The sequence below is a fragment of the Streptomyces sp. 378 genome (genome assembly GCF_030124145.1).
Classification (GTDB): domain Bacteria; phylum Actinomycetota; class Actinomycetes; order Streptomycetales; family Streptomycetaceae; genus Streptomyces.
Genome location: NZ_JASKMS010000031.1, coordinates 88,115 through 103,866, shown reverse-complemented (window position 1 = coordinate 103,866; position 15,752 = coordinate 88,115). Strand labels below are relative to the sequence as shown.

The following is a 15,752-nucleotide window of genomic DNA, read 5'->3' as shown; positions in this document are numbered from 1 at the left end:
GAGGTGCTCCAGCGCCCAGGCGACGACCTCGGCGAGCGGGTCGGCGCCGATCTCCTCGGGTAAAGACCGGTCGAGGTAGCGCTCCTGCCCGCCGCTGCGGCGCGGCGGCACGACGAGCCGCCTGGCCAGGGCCCCGGCCGCCTCGTTGCCGTGGTCCGTGCGCACGATGTGCAGGCACAGGTCGATGCCCGCGGCGGTGCCCGCCGACGTCAGCACGTCGCCGTCGTCGACGAACAGCTCACGCGGGTCCACGTGCACCGACGGATAGCGCTTGGCCAGTGTCGGTGCGTACATCCAGTGTGTCGTCGCGGGGCGGCCGTCCAGCAGGCCGGCCGCCGCGAGGACGAAGGCGCCGGTGCACAGTCCGACGATGCGGGCGCCCTCCTCGTGGGCACGGCGCAGCGCGTCGAGCGCCTCCTCCGGTGGCGGAGAAGTGATCGAACGCCAGGCCGGTACGACGACCGTGCCCGCGCGTGAGATCGCTTCCAGGCCATGTGGTGCGGTGAGTTCGAGTCCTCCGGTGGTCCGTAGCGGACCGTCCTCGCCCCCGCACACCAGCAAGCGGTAGCGCGGTACGCCGGCGTCCTGGCGGTCAACCCCGAACACCGACAGTGGTATGGAACTCTCGAAAATGGGGCCGCCGCTGAACAGCAGCACCGCGACGATCTCCTTGCGGCGTCGCCCGGAAAGCTTCCGGGCCGCGGCTTCCGGCGCGGCAGTGGAGTCGTGGCTCATACTGCTAAGCCCCCCTCGGTGGTCGCGGCTCCTCGGTTGTGTCGCTCCTGCACGTTTCCCCTCGGTCCTGCACGAGTCCCCCGCCGTAGACAGTCAAGATCGAATCTACTGTGTCCCGTTGCGCCGAAGTGGCCGGTTCGGCACTCGGCACATTGTCGACTTGGCAACTTGGCGTGAAGCATTCGATCACGAAGCGTTGCACTCGTGGGGCGTGCAGGGAAGTGCGCCTTGTCGCGGTGGCCAATCCACGTAGGGTGCGCTGACCCCCTGAGGCCCTTTCCGTGCAGGTCGAACGGGGGTTGGGGGGTGGTGGGACCCGCAGATGCACAGGTACGGGAAGTTGGCTGAAAAGCACCGTGCGCGTGCGCGGAAACCGGTCAGCCGACCGGTGTATCTCCTCCGGTGTGCCGTCCGCCGCGGTGCGACCCCGTCCCGGTGCGGTGGCGCCGGCCCCGGTGGGGTGCCCGGTCCTCGGCGGCGAGCCGGGCCGCGCCGCGTTCCGACTGGCGCAGCAGGACCCGGCAGGCGCCCGTGACCGCCGCGAGCCCGAGGGTGGTGCCGGCGGCTCCGGCCGGAGAGGCGCCGTAGGCGAGGAGTACCACCGGGACGAGCAGGCAACTGAAGGCGGCCCAGCGAACCACATCCGTCGCGGTGTCCCGCGGCGGCGGGGTCGCGCGGTCCGCCTCGGCGGCGGGGCGTGGTGCGGACATGCGGGCTCCCTGTGGCGTGACTCACCGGGTTCAACGCGCGGCGGGGGCGTCGGTCACTGGCTGTCCCGATCACCGCAACGGGCAGTTGAATCCCGTGCAAACCGCCTGTACAGCGCAGCAACCATTGCGTTACGGGCGGTGCCTCATGCATGCTCCCTGGAACCCGCACGCACCGTGAGCGGGATCTGGGCTAAGGAGGCGTGCCGCCGTACCCTTGAGGGTATGGGGTTGGGAAGACCATTCCCGGACACAGCTCCGCCGCACACTGTTGTCCCTCCCGTATAAGGATCACAACGCCGAGACAGCCATGGCCGGTCATGAATTCTTCGAACCAGCGGACCGTAAGCGGCCCGTCGCCGATCCCACGGCGGCCGAGCCCCTGGCGGCGGAAGAGCCACGCCATTCCTGCGACCCCGCCTTCAAGCACGGGGTCGTCGTCGGCTTCGACGGCTCCACGTCCAGTGAGCGCGCCCTGGCGTACGCGATCGGCATGGCCCATCGCTCCGGTTCGGGCCTGATCATCGTCCACGTCGCCAACCGGCTGCCGACCACGGTGTGGGCCGGCTGTGAGCCGCCCGTCTTCGTGGACGTGCCGGACCACCGCACCGAGGTGCTCGGCCTGGAGCTGGCCTGTGCGGACTATCTCGCCGAGGTGCCCTGGATCCTCGTGGAGCGCGGCGGTGACATCTGCCACGAACTCGAAGAGGTCGGCCGGGAGTACGAGGCCGACGCGATCGTCGTCGGGTCCACCCACGGCCTCGTGGGCCGCATCTTCGGCTCGGTCGCCGGGCGGCTCGCCAAGCGGGCGCAGCGGCCCGTCATCGTCATCCCCTGAGCTTCAACTCCCTTCGCGCCGCGCGAATCTCCTCGCGCGCAGAGGTGTTTGTGCCCTTGTGAAGGGCATATACGGAACACCGCACAACTGCACATGCACGAAGGGAGCCCGCCGTGGACAAAGACGTCTCCGCGGGAAGTGGAATCACGACCGTGGCCGGTCGACTCGCCCTCGGAATCACCCTGTTGGCCTTCGGGCTGGGGAACACCGCCGTGATCGACGGCGTGTCAGCCGCTGACGCCACCTCAATCGCCCAGTACGTGGGCGGAGTCGCCCTGTTCCTCGCCGGGATGGTGGCCCTGCGCGAGGGCGACGCCGCCGGTGGTACGGCGTTCTCGGTGCTCGGCGCGCTGTGGTTCACCTGGGCCGTGTCCGAGGTCGCAGCCGGCAACGGGGCAGGGCTGTTCCTGCTGTTGTTCGCCCTGGTGGCGCTGTCTCTCACACTGGCCGGCGGGGATCAGCTCGGGCGGGGCGTACACGGACTGTTCTCCGTGTCGCTGCTGCTGCTCGCGGTCGCTGCGTTCGCGGAGAACGACGGGCTCGCCAAGGTCTCGGGCTGGTTCGCCGTCGCCGCCGGGGCGGTGGCCTGGTACGCGGCGACCGCGGCACTGGCGCACTGGCCGACGGCGCTCCCGCGACGCGCTGCCGGCCGGGGAGTGACGGCCACCGGTTAGCCGCGCCGGCCGGGGAGTTGGGCGGCTCCCCGGCGACGGAGACGGACCCTCCGTGATGGGTGACATCACGTGGGGGTCCGTTCTCCTTGTCCGGCCTCTGCGGGGGTGCGGGGTTGCTCGCGCTCACGCGGCGAAGCCGCACATCGATACAGCCCCGCGCCCCTGAAGGGGCGCTACTCCACCGTCACCGACTTCGCCAGGTTGCGGGGCTTGTCGATGTCCCTGCCCAGGGCCAACGCCGTGTGGTAGGCGAGGAGTTGGAGCGGGATGCCCAGCAGGATCGGGTCCAGCTCGTCCTCGTTCTTCGGGACGACGATCGTCTCGTCGGCCTTCTCCTGGTGCTGGTGGGCCACCGCGAGGATTCGGCCGCTGCGGGCCTTGATCTCCTCCATGGCCGCGCGGTTCTTCTCCAGCAGGTCGTCGTCCGGCACGATCGCGACCGTCGGCAGGGCGGGCTCGATCAGGGCGAGCGGGCCGTGCTTGAGCTCGGACGCCGGGTAGGCCTCGGCGTGGATGTAGGAGACCTCCTTGAGCTTCAGCGAGGCCTCGCGGGCCACGGGGTAGCCCCGGACGCGGCCGATGAAGAGCATCGAGCGGGCCTCGGCGAACTGCAGGGCCAGCTTCTTGACGTCGTCCTCGTGCTTCATGATCTCGGCGATCTGCGCGGGCAGCCTGCGCAGGCCCTCGATGATCCGCTTGCCGTCGCGGACCGACAGGTCGCGGGTGCGGCCCAGGTGGAGGGCGAGGAGGGCGAAGGCGACGGTGGTGTTGGTGAAGCACTTGGTGGAGACGACGCAGACCTCGGGGCCGGCGTGCACGTAGATGCCGCCGTCCGCCTCGCGGGCGATCGCCGAGCCGACCACGTTCACCACGCCCAGGACGCGGGCGCCCTTGCGCTTGAGCTCCTGCACGGCGGCCAGCACGTCGTAGGTCTCGCCGGACTGGGAGACCGCGACGTAGAGGGTGTCCGGGTCGACGACCGCGTTGCGGTAGCGGAACTCCGAGGCGGGCTCGGCGTCGGCGGGGATGCGGGCCAGCTCCTCGATCATCTGGGCGCCGATCAGGCCCGCGTGGTACGAGGTGCCGCAGCCGAGGATCTTCACGCGGCGGATCCGCCGGGCCTCGCGGGCGTCCAGATTGAGGCCGCCCAGGTGCACGGTGGAGAAGCGGTCGTCGATGCGGCCGCGCAGCACGCGGTCCACGGCGTCGGCCTGCTCGTGGATCTCCTTGTGCATATAGGTGTCGTGGCCGCCCATGTCGTAGGAGGCGGCCTCCCACTCGACGGTGGTGGGCTCGGCGGTGGTGCGGGTGCCCTCGGTGGTGTACGTGCGGAAGTCGTCGGCCTTCAGGGTCGCCATCTCGCCGTCGTCCAGGGTGACGATCTGGCGGGTGTGGGCGACCAGGGCGGCGATGTCCGAGGCGACGAACATCTCCTTCTCGCCGATGCCGAGCACGACCGGGGAGCCGTTGCGGGCGACGACGATGCGGTCGGGGAAGTCGGCGTGCATGACGGCGATGCCGTACGTGCCCTCGATCAGCCGGAGGGTCTCGCGGACCTTGTCCTCCAGCTTGCTCGCCTGCGAGCGGGCGATGAGGTGGACGAGGACCTCGGTGTCGGTCTCGGAGAGGAACTCGACGCCGTCCGCCTCCAGCTTGCGGCGCAGGTCGGAGGCGTTGTCGATGATGCCGTTGTGGACGACGGCGACCTTGCCCTCGGCGTCCAGGTGCGGGTGGGCGTTCACGTCGGACGGGGCGCCGTGCGTGGCCCAGCGGGTGTGGGCGATGCCGGTCGTGCCCTTGAAGCGGGCCGGGACCTTGGCCTCCAGGTCGCGCACGCGGCCCTTGGCCTTGACCATCTTCAGGCGGCCGCTCGAAGGGGTGGTGACGACGAGGCCCGCGGAGTCGTAGCCGCGGTACTCCAGGCGCTGGAGGCCCTCCAGGAGCAGGGGCGCGACGTCACGCTTCCCGATGTAACCGACGATTCCGCACATGTATACGTATTCCTAGCCGTAGACGATGCGCCGCAGCTGCCGGAGCGAGAGCTCCGGCGGGGCCACCGCGCGGTATGTGAGATCCGCCTCGATCCGCTCGAAGATCGCCGCGTTGACCAGGCCCTGGGCCTGGAGCTCGCGGTGGCGGCGACGGACGTACTCCTCGGTCGTCTCGTCGAAGTAGGCGAGCACGTCCTGGATCACGCGCAGCGCCTCGCCCCGGTTGAGGGGCGTGGACCGCGTCAGGTGATCAACGAGTTCGTCGTGCACTCGCTAGATCCTGGGGTACCGGCGCCGATTTCGCAAGAAATCTGCCCGGTTTCGGGCAGACATCCGTGGTGAGCCTTCAGGGGAGCGTTGAACGCGTGCCATGAGGGCGTGTCCGTGACGCGTCCACGCCACGTCGGTGGTGCGCGGCATCGCCGGGGCCGGCGACCAGGTCGACCACTTCACGGTGGCGCGCCGGGCGAAGCAGCGCCCCCGGCCGCCCGGGGTGTCACATCCGCTTGAGGACCGCCTGCTTGGCCAGGGTGAACTCCTCGTCCGTCAGCACGCCGGTGCGGTGCAGCTCACCGAGCTCGCGCAGGCGGCGCAGCAGGGCGTCGTGGTCGTCCTCGGCGGACGCGACCGGAGGAGGGGGCAGCTCCGGTCGCGGGTCCACCGGGTGGGTGGCGGCGGCCCGGGCCGGGTGCGGAAGCCTGGCCTGGACCGCCGTCGCGACCAGCGCCATCAGCGGGTCCTTCTTGAACCCCCACAACTCCACCGCGTTGGGGTCGTACTTGGGCGGGGTCTTGGTGGGCGCGTGCCGCACGGTGAAACGCAGATGGCCGTTCTCCAGGCCGGCCGCCGGGTGCCACTCCACGGCCGTGATGTCGGCGAGCGCGAGGGTGCGGGCGCCGGCGGCGGCCTTGGCGTCCTCCGTCTTCCAGTTCCACTCCAGGCGTATGCGCTCGCCGTCGAAGCTCGCGGTGCCGTCCCCGGCGGAGACCGAGAGCGGCACGGCGGGGCCGGGCAGCAGGTACGCGTCGACCGGCTCGGCGGGAACCTGGTCGAGGAGCAGGGCGTTGCGGACCTCGTCCGCGACGTACTCGGCGACGCCGTAGCGGTCGGACTCGACGGTCAGCTGGTACGGATCGTGGGGCTCGGTGAGCCGGCCGCCGGTGGCGAGCAGCAGGGGGTCGGCGCCGTGGCGCAGCCGCAGCCTGAGCCGCCCCGCCTTCTTGCCCTGCTCGAAGGAGATACCGGCCAACGCCCCCAGAGGCACGACCAGTTCACCCAGCTCCTTGCGTAACACGCTGACGTTCTTGTCCCGTCCGGGAGTCAGCCGCAACGCGTCCCCGTCGAAGGCCCACGTGCCGTCCCTCTGGATGATTTCCGCCATGGGGTGGATTGTTCCACCCGTCTCACGAGAGAGTGGTCCAGACCTCTTGGAGCGCAACGGCTCGTGAAGGGACACGCTTGTGAGACATGGCCGTAGCAAGCCCCACAGAACGTTTCGCCTTCTCGCTTCCCTGCTGCTGGTCGCGATGGCCGCCTCGGTGACCGGGGCGGCTCCCGCCCCGGAGGCATCGCCCACCCCGCTCGACCGGGTGGTGCCCGCGCCCGCCTCCGTCGCCCCGGGCGGATCCCCTTACCGGATCACCCGCGGTACCCACATCCGCGTCGACGGCTCCCGTGAGACGCGCGGCGTCGGCGCGTACCTCGCGGGGATCCTGCGCCCCTCGACCGGCTACCGCCTCCCCGTCACGTCCCATGGTGCCGGTGGCATCCGCCTGCGGCTCGCCGACGGCCCCTTCGGCGCCGAGGGGTACCGGCTCGACAGCGGCCGGGGCGGCGTCACGATCACCGCCGCCCGGCCCGCCGGCCTCTTCCACGGCGTGCAGACCCTGCGCCAGCTGCTCCCCGCGTCCGTCGAGAAGGACTCCGCCCGGCCCGGCCCCTGGCTCGTCGCGGGCGGCACCATCACGGACACCCCGCGCTACGGCTGGCGCGGCGCCATGCTCGACGTCTCACGCCACTTCTTCACCGTCGACCAGGTCAAGCGCTACATCGACCAGCTCGCCCTCTACAAGATCAACAAGCTGCATCTGCACCTCAGCGACGACCAGGGCTGGCGCATCGCCGTCGACTCCTGGCCCCGCCTGGCGACCTACGGCGGCTCCACACAGGTCGGCGGCGGTCCCGGCGGCTTCTACACCAAGGCCGACTACAAGGAGATCGTGCGGTACGCCGCCTCCCGCCACCTGGAGGTCGTGCCCGAGATCGACATGCCCGGCCACACCAACGCGGCCCTCGCCTCCTACGCCGAACTCAACTGCGACGGGGTGGCGCCCCCGCTCTACACCGGCATCGAGGTCGGCTTCAGCTCGCTGTGCGTCGGCAAGGAGATCACGTACGACTTCGTGGACGACGTGATCCGGGAACTCGCCGCGCTCACCCCGGGCAGGTACCTCCACATCGGGGGCGACGAGGCGCACTCCACCAGCCATGAGGACTACGTGACGTTCATGGACCGGGTGCAGCCGATCGTCGCGAAGTACGGCAAGACGGTCGTCGGCTGGCACCAGCTGACCGGGGCGACCCCGGCGAAGGGGGCTCTCGCCCAGTACTGGGGGCTGGACAGCACCGGTGCCGAGGAGAAGGCGCAGGTGGTGCAGGCCGCGCAGAGCGGGACGGGGCTCATTCTGTCTCCGGCCGACCGGGTCTATCTCGACATGAAGTACACCAAGGACACGCCGCTGGGGCTCTCCTGGGCGGGGTACGTCGAGGTGAAGCGGTCCTACGACTGGGATCCGGGTGCGTATCTGCCGGGGGTGCCCGCGGGTGCCGTACGGGGGGTCGAGGCGCCGCTGTGGACGGAGACCATCGAGGACTCCGGGCACATCGAGCACATGGCGTTCCCGCGGTTGCCGGGCGTCGCCGAGCTGGGGTGGTCGCCGGCCGGCACGCATGACTGGGAGCGGTACAAGGTGCGGCTTGCCGCGCAGGCTGAGCGGTGGAACGCCCTGGGCATCGAGTGGTATCGGTCGCCGCAGGTGCCGTGGGGTTGCGCCGGTCGGTGACTCGTCCGCGGTTGCGTGGGGGCTCGTCGCGCCCACGCGGCCCAGCCGCACATCGACACAGCCCCGCGCCCCTGAAAAGACCGGCACCCCGGAGGACCGTACTCCGGGGTGCCCGTCCGTCTGTGGGTCAGAACCCCGCGATCGGGTTCTTCAGGGTGCCGACCAGCTGGAGGGCGCCCGACGGGTCCGACAGGTCGACCATCTGTTCGTTGTTGCGGAGTTGCAGGCGGTTGAGGCAGGACAGGGCGAACTCGGGGGCGAACATGTCGTACTGCCGGAACCTGTCGGCGAGTTCCGGCTTCGACTCCTGGTACGCACGGGTGACCTCCGCGACCGTGCGCCAGAAGTCGTCCTCCTCCAGGAGGCCCTCCGTGGCGAGGTTCGCCGCGAGGAAGCGGAAGAAGCAGTCGAAGACGTCCGTGAAGATCGACAGGAGCTTCTTGTCCTCCGGGACCTCCACCCGCAGCCGCTCCACCGTCGGCGGCAGCACCGCGTCCGGGTCCATGACCGCGATCTCCTCGGCGATGTCCTTGTAGATCGCGCGCCGCACGACCCCGTCCTTCAGCACCAGGATGACGTTCTCGCCGTGCGGCATGAACACCAGGTCGTAGGCGTAGAAGCTGTGCAGGAGGGGCGTGAAGTAGGCCTGGAGATAGCGGCGCAGCCACTCCTTCGGGGTGAGGCCCGACCGTTCGATGAGCGCGCCCGCGACGGACGACCCCTGGTGGTCGACATGGACCAGGGCCGCCATGGTGGCCAGGGACTCGCCCTCCTGGAGGGAGGGCACCGGGCTCTCCCGCCACAGCGCGGCGAGCATCTTGCGGTACGGCGAGTAGCGGTCCGTCGCCTGCTCGTACTCCAGGTGCCGGTAACCGACCGCCGCGCGCTCCCGGATGATCGACAGACCCGTGGACTTCAGCACCGGGTCGCCCTCGATCAGCTGGGCCAGCCAGTCGTTGATCGCCGGGGTGGCCTCCATGTAGGTCGCCGACAGACCGCGCATGAAGCCCATGTTGATGACCGACAGAGCCGTTTTGACGTAGTGCTTCTGTGGGCTCGTCCGGTTGAAGAAGGTCCGGATGGACTGCTGGGCCAGGTACTCGTCGTCGCCCTCGCCCAGGCACACGAGGTGCTTGCGGGCCACCTCGGCGGCGAAGGTGACGGTCAGCTTGTTCCACCACTGCCACGGGTGGACCGGGATGAACAGGTAGTCGGCCGGGTCCAGATCCTGGTCGCGCAGGACGCCGTGGAAGCGCTCGACCGTCTCCGCGCCCAGCTCCTCACGCAGGAAGGACTCGTACTCGATGCCGACACCGGCCGTGAACGCGGCCCGTGACCTGTGCGCGGCCAGCCACACCAGGCGGACCGGGCTCGCCGTCTCCGGCGCGTACGACAGGTACTCGTGGACGCCGAAGCCCAGCCGCCCGTTGTTGGCGACGAAGCAGGGGTGGCCCTCGGTCATCGAGGTCTCGATGGTCTGGAAGTCGCCGCGCGCCAGCTCGGCCGCCGTGGTCTCCGGCTTGGTGAGCTTGTAGCAGGTGCCGGAGAGGGTGGAGGAGATCTCCTCCAGGTAGACCGGCAGGATCTCCTCGCTCAGTCCCAGGGACTTCTGCAGTTCGATGAAGAAGTCCAGGGCGGCCGGCGGGAGTTCGGTGCCGTCCCGGTGCCGGGTGATGGACTCGGCGTCGACCTGCCAGTGGTCCAGGGCGCGACGGTCCGCGGAGAAGCGGTAGCTCGTCAGGCCGTCGTCGCTGCGGACGACGTACCGCTCCCCGTCCTTCTCGGGGGTGATCAGCCGCTCGTGCGCGAACTCGGCGAGCGCTTTGCGGATCAGGAGGCGGTTGGCCCGCGCCCAGCGGTGGGGGGACAGATGCGCTACGGCGTCGGACAGGGTCATACGGCTACTCCTCGGGCGGCCAGGAACTGCTCACGCGTGCAGAAGCTCAGCAGCGCGCGCTTCTCCGGCTTGTCGATCTCGCGCTCGGCCACGAAGCCGACGGCCTCGTTCAGCGCGTGGACTGCCTTGTTGCTCACGTCGGGCTCCACCACGACCCGGCGGGTGCGCGGGTCGGCGAACAGCTCGTCCATCACGGCGGTGATGACGGCCTTGGTGAAGCCGTGGATCGGCCGGTCGGTCGGCGCGACCAGGAAGTGCATGCCGACATCGCCGGGCTCCGGGTCGTACAGCCCGACCAGCTCGACGTACCGGGGGTCGTACCTCTCCATCAGGAACGCCGGGCGGCCCTCGTGCAGGCCGAGGTACGCGTGGTGGTGCTCGTGTGCCGCGATCCGCAGGTACTCGCGCTCGACGTCCTGGAGTCTCGCGTCCTGCATCATCCAGTAGGCCGCCTTGGGGTGGGTGACCCAGGAGTGCAGCAGCTCGGCGTCCTTCAGGGGGTCGAGGGGGCGGACGGTGAGCGTTCCGATGCCGGTGCTCATACGGCGAACTCCTGGAACGCGATCGTCTTCTCCACCGGGTAGTACTCGCTGCCGAGCAGCTCGCGGATGATGTACGCGTTCCGGTAGGGGCCCATGCCCAGGTCGGGGCTGGTGATGCTGTGCGTGTGGACGCCGGCGTTCTGGAGGAAGATCCCCCGGCCGGTGACGTCGATCGCGTAGTTGCGGGCGACGTCGAAGTTGCCCTGCGAGTCGTAGACCAGGCGGTCCTTGACGGGCGCCAGGAACTCCGGCTCGGCGTACCGGTAGCCGGTGGCCAGGACCAGGCCCTGCGAGTCCAGTTCGAAGTCCTTGCCCTGCTCCTCCTGGCGAAAGCCCAGGGTGTACGTGCCGTTCTCGTGGCAGGCGCTGTTCAGCGAGCAGTTGGTGAGCAGCCGGGTGGGGACCGGGCCACCGAGGTTCTTCTGGTAGAGCAGGTCGAAGATCTCGTTGATGAGGTCGCCGTCGATGCCCTTGAACAGGCCCTTCTGCTCGGCCGTGAGACGGTAGCGGGTCGCCTCGGGCAGCTCGCGGAAGTAGTCGACGTACTCCGGGGACGTCATCTCCAGCGTGAGCTTGGTGTACTCCAGCGGGAAGAAGCGCGGGGAGCGGGTGACCCAGTTCAGCCGATAGCCGTGGACGTCGATCTCGCTGAGCAGGTCGTAGTAGATCTCGGCGGCCGACTGGCCCGAGCCGACCAGCGTGATGGAGTCCTTCTTCTGGAGCTCCGCCTTGCGGCTCAGGTAGCGGGAGTTGTGCAGGAAGTCGCCGCCCAGGCCCTGGCAGGCCTCGGGTATGTAGGGCGGGGTGCCGGTGCCCAGGACCAGGTGACGGGCCCGGTAGGTGTCTCCGGCGGTGGTCCGCACGACGTAGAGCTCGTCCTCGTACGTCACCTCGGTGACCGTCGTGCCGAAGCGGACGTTGCTCAGTTTTCCGGCGGCCCAGCGGCAGTAGTCGTCGTACTCGACGCGCAGCGGGTAGAAGTTCTCGCGGATGTAGAACGAGTAGAGCCGGCCCTTCTCCTTCAGGTAGTTCAGGAAGGAGTACGGGGAGGTCGGGTCGGCGAGGGTCACCAGGTCCGACATGAACGGGGTCTGGAGGTGGGCGCCGTCCAGGAACATGCCCGCGTGCCACTCGAAGTCGGGCTTGGACTCCAGGAAGACGCCGTCGAGTTCGTCGATGGGCTCGGTGAGGCAGGCCAGGCCGAGATTGAAGGGGCCGAGCCCGATGCCCACGAAGTCATGGGCTCCGGTCGGGTTTTCAGGACGCGCGGTCAAGGGACTCTCCCAGGTACTGCTCGGCGTGGCCGGCGATCAGATCGAGGACGGCGGCGATGTCGGAGGCCCGCGTCTCGGGGTTGAGCAGGGTGAACTTCAGGTAGTGGCGGCCGCCGACCTTGGTGCCCGCGACGATGGCGTCACCGGAGGCGAACAGGGCCTTGCGGGCGTAGAGGTTGGCGCGGTCGATCTCCGCGGGGTCGGTGACGGCCGCCGGGATGTGGCGGAAGACCAGGGTGGACAGGCTGGGGCGGACGACGACGTCGAAGCGGGGGTCGGCGGTGAGCAGCCGCCAGCCCTCCTGGGCCAGGTCGCACACCTCGTCGAAGAGCTGCCCGATGCCGTCGGCGCCCATGGTCCGCAGGGTCATCCACAGCTTCAGGGCGTCGAAGCGGCGGGTCGTCTGGAGGGACTTGTCCACCTGGTTGGGGATGCGCTCCTCCACCATGCGGCGCGGGTTGAGGTACTCGGCGTGGTAGGTGGCGTGGCGCAGCGTGGCGGCGTCCCGCACCAGCACGGCCGAGGAACTCACCGGCTGGAAGAAGGACTTGTGGTAATCGACGGTGACGGAGTCGGCTCGCTCGATGCCGCTGATGCGGTCCCGGTGCTTCAGGGAGGCGAGCAGGCCGCAGCCGTAGGCGGCGTCGACGTGCATCCAGGTGCCGAACTGCTCGCACAGTTCGGCGATCTCGGGGAGCGGGTCGATGGAGCCGAAGTCGGTGGTGCCGGCGGTGGCGACGACGGCCATGGGGACGAGGCCGTCCTTCGTACAGCGCTCCAGCTCGCGGGCGAGCGCGACGGTCTGCATGCGCTTGTCGTGGTCGACGGGTATGGAGACCACGGCGTCCTGGCCGAGCCCGAGCAGCTTCGCGGACTTCTTCACGCTGAAGTGGCTGACCTCGGAGGCGAAGACGCGCAGTGTGGCCAGGGTGTCGGTCTTGGCCTCCTCGCGGGCGAGCAGCAGTGCCTGGAGGTTGGACTGGGTGCCGCCCGAGGTGAACACACCGTCGGCGGCCGGGCCGAGGCCGATCCGCCCGGTCGTCCAGTCGATCAGTTTCCGCTCGATGAGCGTGCCGCCGGCCGACTGGTCCCAGGTGTCCAGCGAGGAGTTCACGGCGGACAGGACGGCCTCGCCGAGCACGGCCGGGATGACGACCGGGCAGTTGAGGTGCGCCAGGTAGCGGGGGTGGTGGAAGTAGATCGCGTCCCGGAGGTAGACGTCCTCCAGTTCGTCGAGCACCGCGGTGGTGTCGTGCAGCGGCCGGTCGAGGTCGATCCCGTCGATGCGCGGGGAGAGGGCGTCGACGGTGATGCCGGTGAACGGCCGGTCGGTGGTGGCGAGTTTGGCGGCCACCCGCTCGACTCCGTCGGTCACGGAGCGGCGGTACTGCTCCGCGGTGGTGTCATTGAGCAGGTGCGAGCGCATGTGGGGGTCCTCCGGTGGGGACAGTCCGGTGTGGGACGGGGTGGGTTGGTCTCCGGCGTCCAGAACTTAGGTAAGCCTAACCTAAGTTGATCGAGGTGGGAGCTTGGTGTGCCGTGACCGTGGTCACTCGTGTCACCACGGTCCTGGCCCGGCTGCGGCTACGCCTCGGCCCGCAGCTGCTCCTCGCTCACGCCACGCCGCCAGTAGCCGACGAACGTCACCCTGCGGCGGTCGATGCCGCGCTCGCGCACGAAGTGCCGGCGCAGCTCCTTCACACAGCCGGACTCACCGGCGATCCAGACGTACGGCCGCTCGGCGGGCGGCAACGGGGCGTCCCGGAGGACGTCGAGGGCCATCGGGTGCCCCTCGGCGCTCCGCTCGTCCCGCACGAGCCAGGTGATCTCGGCGTCGGCCTCGGTCACCAGGTCCTGGATGTCACCGGCGTGCGGCACCTCCAGCCAGACCCGGGCGCGGGTGCCGGCCGGCAGTGCCTCGACGATGGCCGAGGCGGCCGGTACGGCGGTCTCGTCGCCCCAGACGACCACGAGGTCGGTGTCCTGCGGCGGCCGGAAGCGGATCGCCCGGTTGTCGGCGACGGCCGGGCCGAGCAGCAGCACCCGGTCCCCGGCGGCGGCCCGGGCGGCCCAGCGGGAGGCCGGGCCGGCCTGGACGGAGGCGTCCGCGCCGATGCCGTGCAGGGCGAAGTCGATGTCGATCTCGTCCGGGTCCCGGCGCAGACCGCGCAGGGTGTACGACCGCATCACGGCCCGTACGTCGTCCGGGAGTTCGCGCCAGCCCTGCCACCATCCGTCCCCGAGTTCGAGCGGCACGACCGGCTCGCTCTGCCCCGGGTGCGGCAGGAACAGCGACAGCGACTGGTCCTGCCCGTCGGAATGGAAGGCGTGCAGATCGGGCCCTGCGAAGGTGACCCGCACCAGAGACGGCCCGAGCCGCCTCGTCCGCACGACCTGGAGGGAGAAGAAACGGAACGGGGCGGCTACGGCGGTGGTCACGTGCGGCTCCTGGAGGTCAGGAAGGGGGAGGGGGTCAGGCGACCTTCTTGGCCGACTCGATGGCCTTGGCGAGGTTCTCCACCAGAGGCGTGCACTTGTCGTACGACAGGATCGGCTCGGGGGAACGGGAGATGACCTGGCCGGCCTTGACCGCGGGCAGCTTCTTCCAGGTGGCCTCGGTGATGTCGGCCGGCTGGATGGTGGAGGCGCGGTCGTCCATCATGATGATGTCCGCCGGGTACTTGTCGACGTTCTCCCAGCTGAGGTTCTCGAACCAGCCGCCGTTGGCCTCCTTGGCCTTCTCCGGCGGCTCGACGAGGTTCACGCCGAGGGCCTTGAAGTACTCCAGGTCGATGGAGAAGTTCGAGCCGGAGACGTAGAAGATGGCGTCCGAGGCGGAACCGGCCAGCACCTTGATCTCGGGGCGGGACTTGGCGGCCTTGCGCAGCCGCTCGGAGGCGGCCTCGAATCGCTTCTTCGCCTCGACGACCTCCGCGGCCTCGAGGTCGGCGCCGAGCGACTCGGCGAGGTCGGCCATGCGCTGCAGGGGCTTCGGCATCTGGCGGTCGAAGACCGAGATCGCGACGCTCGGGGCGAGCTTGGCGATCTTGTCCTTGGAGGTCTCCGGGACGTACCAGAGACTGCCCGCGGCGTCGAAGGTCGTGGTGATGAGCACCTCGGGCCGGAAGGCCGCGTACTGCTCGACGTTGAACTGGTCGAACCTGTTGCCGAAGACGGTCAGCTTGCTGACGTCCATGTCGCCGGCCTGGACGTCGGCCTTGCCGTCCTTGGTCTTGGTCGGCCCGAAGACGCCCTTGACCTCGATGCCGTAGTCGTACAGGGCGGCGGCGACACCGGTGAACGCGACGATGTTCGAGGGGACCTTGTCGAGCTTCACGGTCGTGCCGCGGTCGTCCTTGAAGGACCAGGGGCCGGACGTGGCGGCACCCTTCGCGTCCGAGCCGCCGTCCTTGGAGTCTTCACTGCCACACGCGGTCACGAGGGCGCCGAGCCCGAGAGCACCACCGGCGGCGAGCAGGCCGCGGCGGGAGAAACGGGCGGTTCTGGCGTTCGACATGACTGGGTCTGCTTTCGTACGTACGGAGCCACTGCGGGCACGGCTGAAAGCCGCTTGGCTGGAACGGGACTTAGGTTAGCCTAACCTCGTTTTGTGTCCAGGAGGGCCCGGGGTGTACCCGGGGGTGCCTTCGGGTGTGCCCAGGGGGCGGGAGGGGATTCCCGTGGACGCGGTGATCCGAATCACGAGCGCGCCGAGGCCTCGCTCCGTGTCCTCGTGCTTGACCAGGCCGGGTTGATGCCCGTCGGCTACGGCTTGAGGCGGCCGGTCACGGCCCGAACCAGGTCGGTACGGGCCACTCGCAGGGTGAATTCCTCGCCGCGATCCGGCACGGGCTTGGCGTACCAAGGAAGGCCAGGTTGACATGCTTTACCCGGGCCACATTTGGTCTGCGCTTACAACGTTCATAGCGGGCGGGGGTGGGTCTGCCCGGATGAGCCCAAGGGGTGGGGTGTGGGTACGCGTATGCGTCCGGACTGGGTATGGGCCGCCACGGCTGGTGCCTTTGCCGTGGC

The 15,752-nt window shown here is 69.6% G+C and carries 14 protein-coding genes; 3 read left to right on the top strand and 11 right to left on the bottom strand.

The window, feature by feature from the left end:
- Positions 1-735 (bottom strand): DJ-1/PfpI family protein (locus QNO09_RS31980; protein WP_283973740.1); only part of this gene is annotated, 735 nt, incomplete at its 3' end.
- A 377-nt stretch (positions 736-1,112) separates the two neighbouring features.
- Entirely contained in the window at positions 1,113-1,445 is a 333-nt protein-coding gene (locus QNO09_RS31975; protein WP_283973739.1) for a hypothetical protein, read from the bottom strand.
- A 307-nt stretch (positions 1,446-1,752) separates the two neighbouring features.
- On the opposite strand from QNO09_RS31975, the gene QNO09_RS31970 reads away from it, so the two are divergent.
- Positions 1,753-2,280 (top strand): universal stress protein, encoded by a 528-nt coding sequence (locus tag QNO09_RS31970; RefSeq protein WP_062927012.1) that lies wholly within the window; start codon positions 1,753-1,755, stop codon positions 2,278-2,280.
- A gap of 113 nt (positions 2,281-2,393) precedes the next feature.
- A complete protein-coding gene (locus tag QNO09_RS31965) occupies positions 2,394-2,954 on the top strand; it encodes a GPR1/FUN34/YaaH family transporter (protein WP_283973738.1) in 561 nt (186 codons plus the stop codon).
- A gap of 173 nt (positions 2,955-3,127) precedes the next feature.
- Here the strand turns inward: QNO09_RS31965 and glmS are convergent, their stop codons facing one another.
- The 3 genes from glmS to QNO09_RS31950 form a co-directional block, all read right to left on the bottom strand.
- A complete protein-coding gene (gene glmS / locus QNO09_RS31960) occupies positions 3,128-4,945 on the bottom strand; it encodes a glutamine--fructose-6-phosphate transaminase (isomerizing) (protein ID WP_283973737.1) in 1,818 nt (605 codons plus the stop codon).
- 12 nt (positions 4,946-4,957) lie between these two features.
- On the bottom strand, positions 4,958-5,215 hold the full coding sequence (locus QNO09_RS31955) for a hypothetical protein (protein WP_283973736.1): 258 nt from the start codon (positions 5,213-5,215) through the stop codon (positions 4,958-4,960).
- Positions 5,216-5,441: 226 nt separating this feature from the next.
- The gene (locus QNO09_RS31950; protein ID WP_283973735.1) at positions 5,442-6,326 is read right to left on the bottom strand and encodes a DUF4429 domain-containing protein; all 885 of its coding nucleotides are present in this window, start codon (positions 6,324-6,326) and stop codon (positions 5,442-5,444) included.
- 145 nt (positions 6,327-6,471) lie between these two features.
- On the opposite strand from QNO09_RS31950, the gene QNO09_RS31945 reads away from it, so the two are divergent.
- Positions 6,472-8,007: a beta-N-acetylhexosaminidase gene (locus QNO09_RS31945; protein WP_283973734.1), complete on the top strand. Its 1,536-nt coding sequence runs from the start codon at positions 6,472-6,474 to the stop codon at positions 8,005-8,007.
- Between the two features lie 127 nt (positions 8,008-8,134).
- Here the strand turns inward: QNO09_RS31945 and QNO09_RS31940 are convergent, their stop codons facing one another.
- The 6 genes from QNO09_RS31940 to QNO09_RS31915 all read right to left on the bottom strand — a co-directional run bounded on the left by QNO09_RS31940 (position 8,135) and on the right by QNO09_RS31915 (position 15,237).
- Positions 8,135-9,904, bottom strand: coding sequence for an IucA/IucC family protein (locus QNO09_RS31940; RefSeq protein WP_283973733.1), 1,770 nt, complete (start codon positions 9,902-9,904; stop codon positions 8,135-8,137).
- Positions 9,901-10,446, bottom strand: coding sequence for a GNAT family N-acetyltransferase (locus tag QNO09_RS31935; protein WP_283973732.1), 546 nt, complete (start codon positions 10,444-10,446; stop codon positions 9,901-9,903). The genes QNO09_RS31940 and QNO09_RS31935 overlap by 4 nt, the downstream gene beginning before the upstream one ends.
- The gene (locus QNO09_RS31930; protein ID WP_283973731.1) at positions 10,443-11,720 is read right to left on the bottom strand and encodes a lysine N(6)-hydroxylase/L-ornithine N(5)-oxygenase family protein; all 1,278 of its coding nucleotides are present in this window, start codon (positions 11,718-11,720) and stop codon (positions 10,443-10,445) included. The genes QNO09_RS31935 and QNO09_RS31930 overlap by 4 nt, the downstream gene beginning before the upstream one ends.
- Positions 11,704-13,146, bottom strand: coding sequence for a lysine decarboxylase DesA (desA, locus tag QNO09_RS31925; RefSeq protein ID WP_283973730.1), 1,443 nt, complete (start codon positions 13,144-13,146; stop codon positions 11,704-11,706). Before desA ends, QNO09_RS31930 begins: the two co-directional genes overlap by 17 nt.
- Positions 13,147-13,304: 158 nt before the next feature.
- Positions 13,305-14,159 (bottom strand): siderophore-interacting protein, encoded by an 855-nt coding sequence (locus QNO09_RS31920; protein ID WP_283973729.1) that lies wholly within the window; start codon positions 14,157-14,159, stop codon positions 13,305-13,307.
- Between the two features lie 34 nt (positions 14,160-14,193).
- A complete protein-coding gene (locus QNO09_RS31915) occupies positions 14,194-15,237 on the bottom strand; it encodes an ABC transporter substrate-binding protein (protein WP_283973728.1) in 1,044 nt (347 codons plus the stop codon).
- Between the last annotated feature and the right edge of the window lie 515 nt (positions 15,238-15,752).

Coding starts and splice junctions, on each gene's coding strand:
- QNO09_RS31975 (WP_283973739.1), bottom strand. CDS start 1,445: ATGTCCGCACCACGCCCCGCCGCCGAGGCGGACCGCGCGACCCCGCCG.
- QNO09_RS31970 (WP_062927012.1), top strand. CDS start 1,753: ATGGCCGGTCATGAATTCTTCGAACCAGCGGACCGTAAGCGGCCCGTC.
- glmS (WP_283973737.1), bottom strand. CDS start 4,945: ATGTGCGGAATCGTCGGTTACATCGGGAAGCGTGACGTCGCGCCCCTG.
- QNO09_RS31950 (WP_283973735.1), bottom strand. CDS start 6,326: ATGGCGGAAATCATCCAGAGGGACGGCACGTGGGCCTTCGACGGGGAC.
- QNO09_RS31945 (WP_283973734.1), top strand. CDS start 6,472: ATGGCCGCCTCGGTGACCGGGGCGGCTCCCGCCCCGGAGGCATCGCCC.
- QNO09_RS31940 (WP_283973733.1), bottom strand. CDS start 9,904: ATGACCCTGTCCGACGCCGTAGCGCATCTGTCCCCCCACCGCTGGGCG.
- QNO09_RS31935 (WP_283973732.1), bottom strand. CDS start 10,446: ATGAGCACCGGCATCGGAACGCTCACCGTCCGCCCCCTCGACCCCCTG.
- desA (WP_283973730.1), bottom strand. CDS start 13,146: ATGCGCTCGCACCTGCTCAATGACACCACCGCGGAGCAGTACCGCCGC.
- QNO09_RS31915 (WP_283973728.1), bottom strand. CDS start 15,237: ATGTCGAACGCCAGAACCGCCCGTTTCTCCCGCCGCGGCCTGCTCGCC.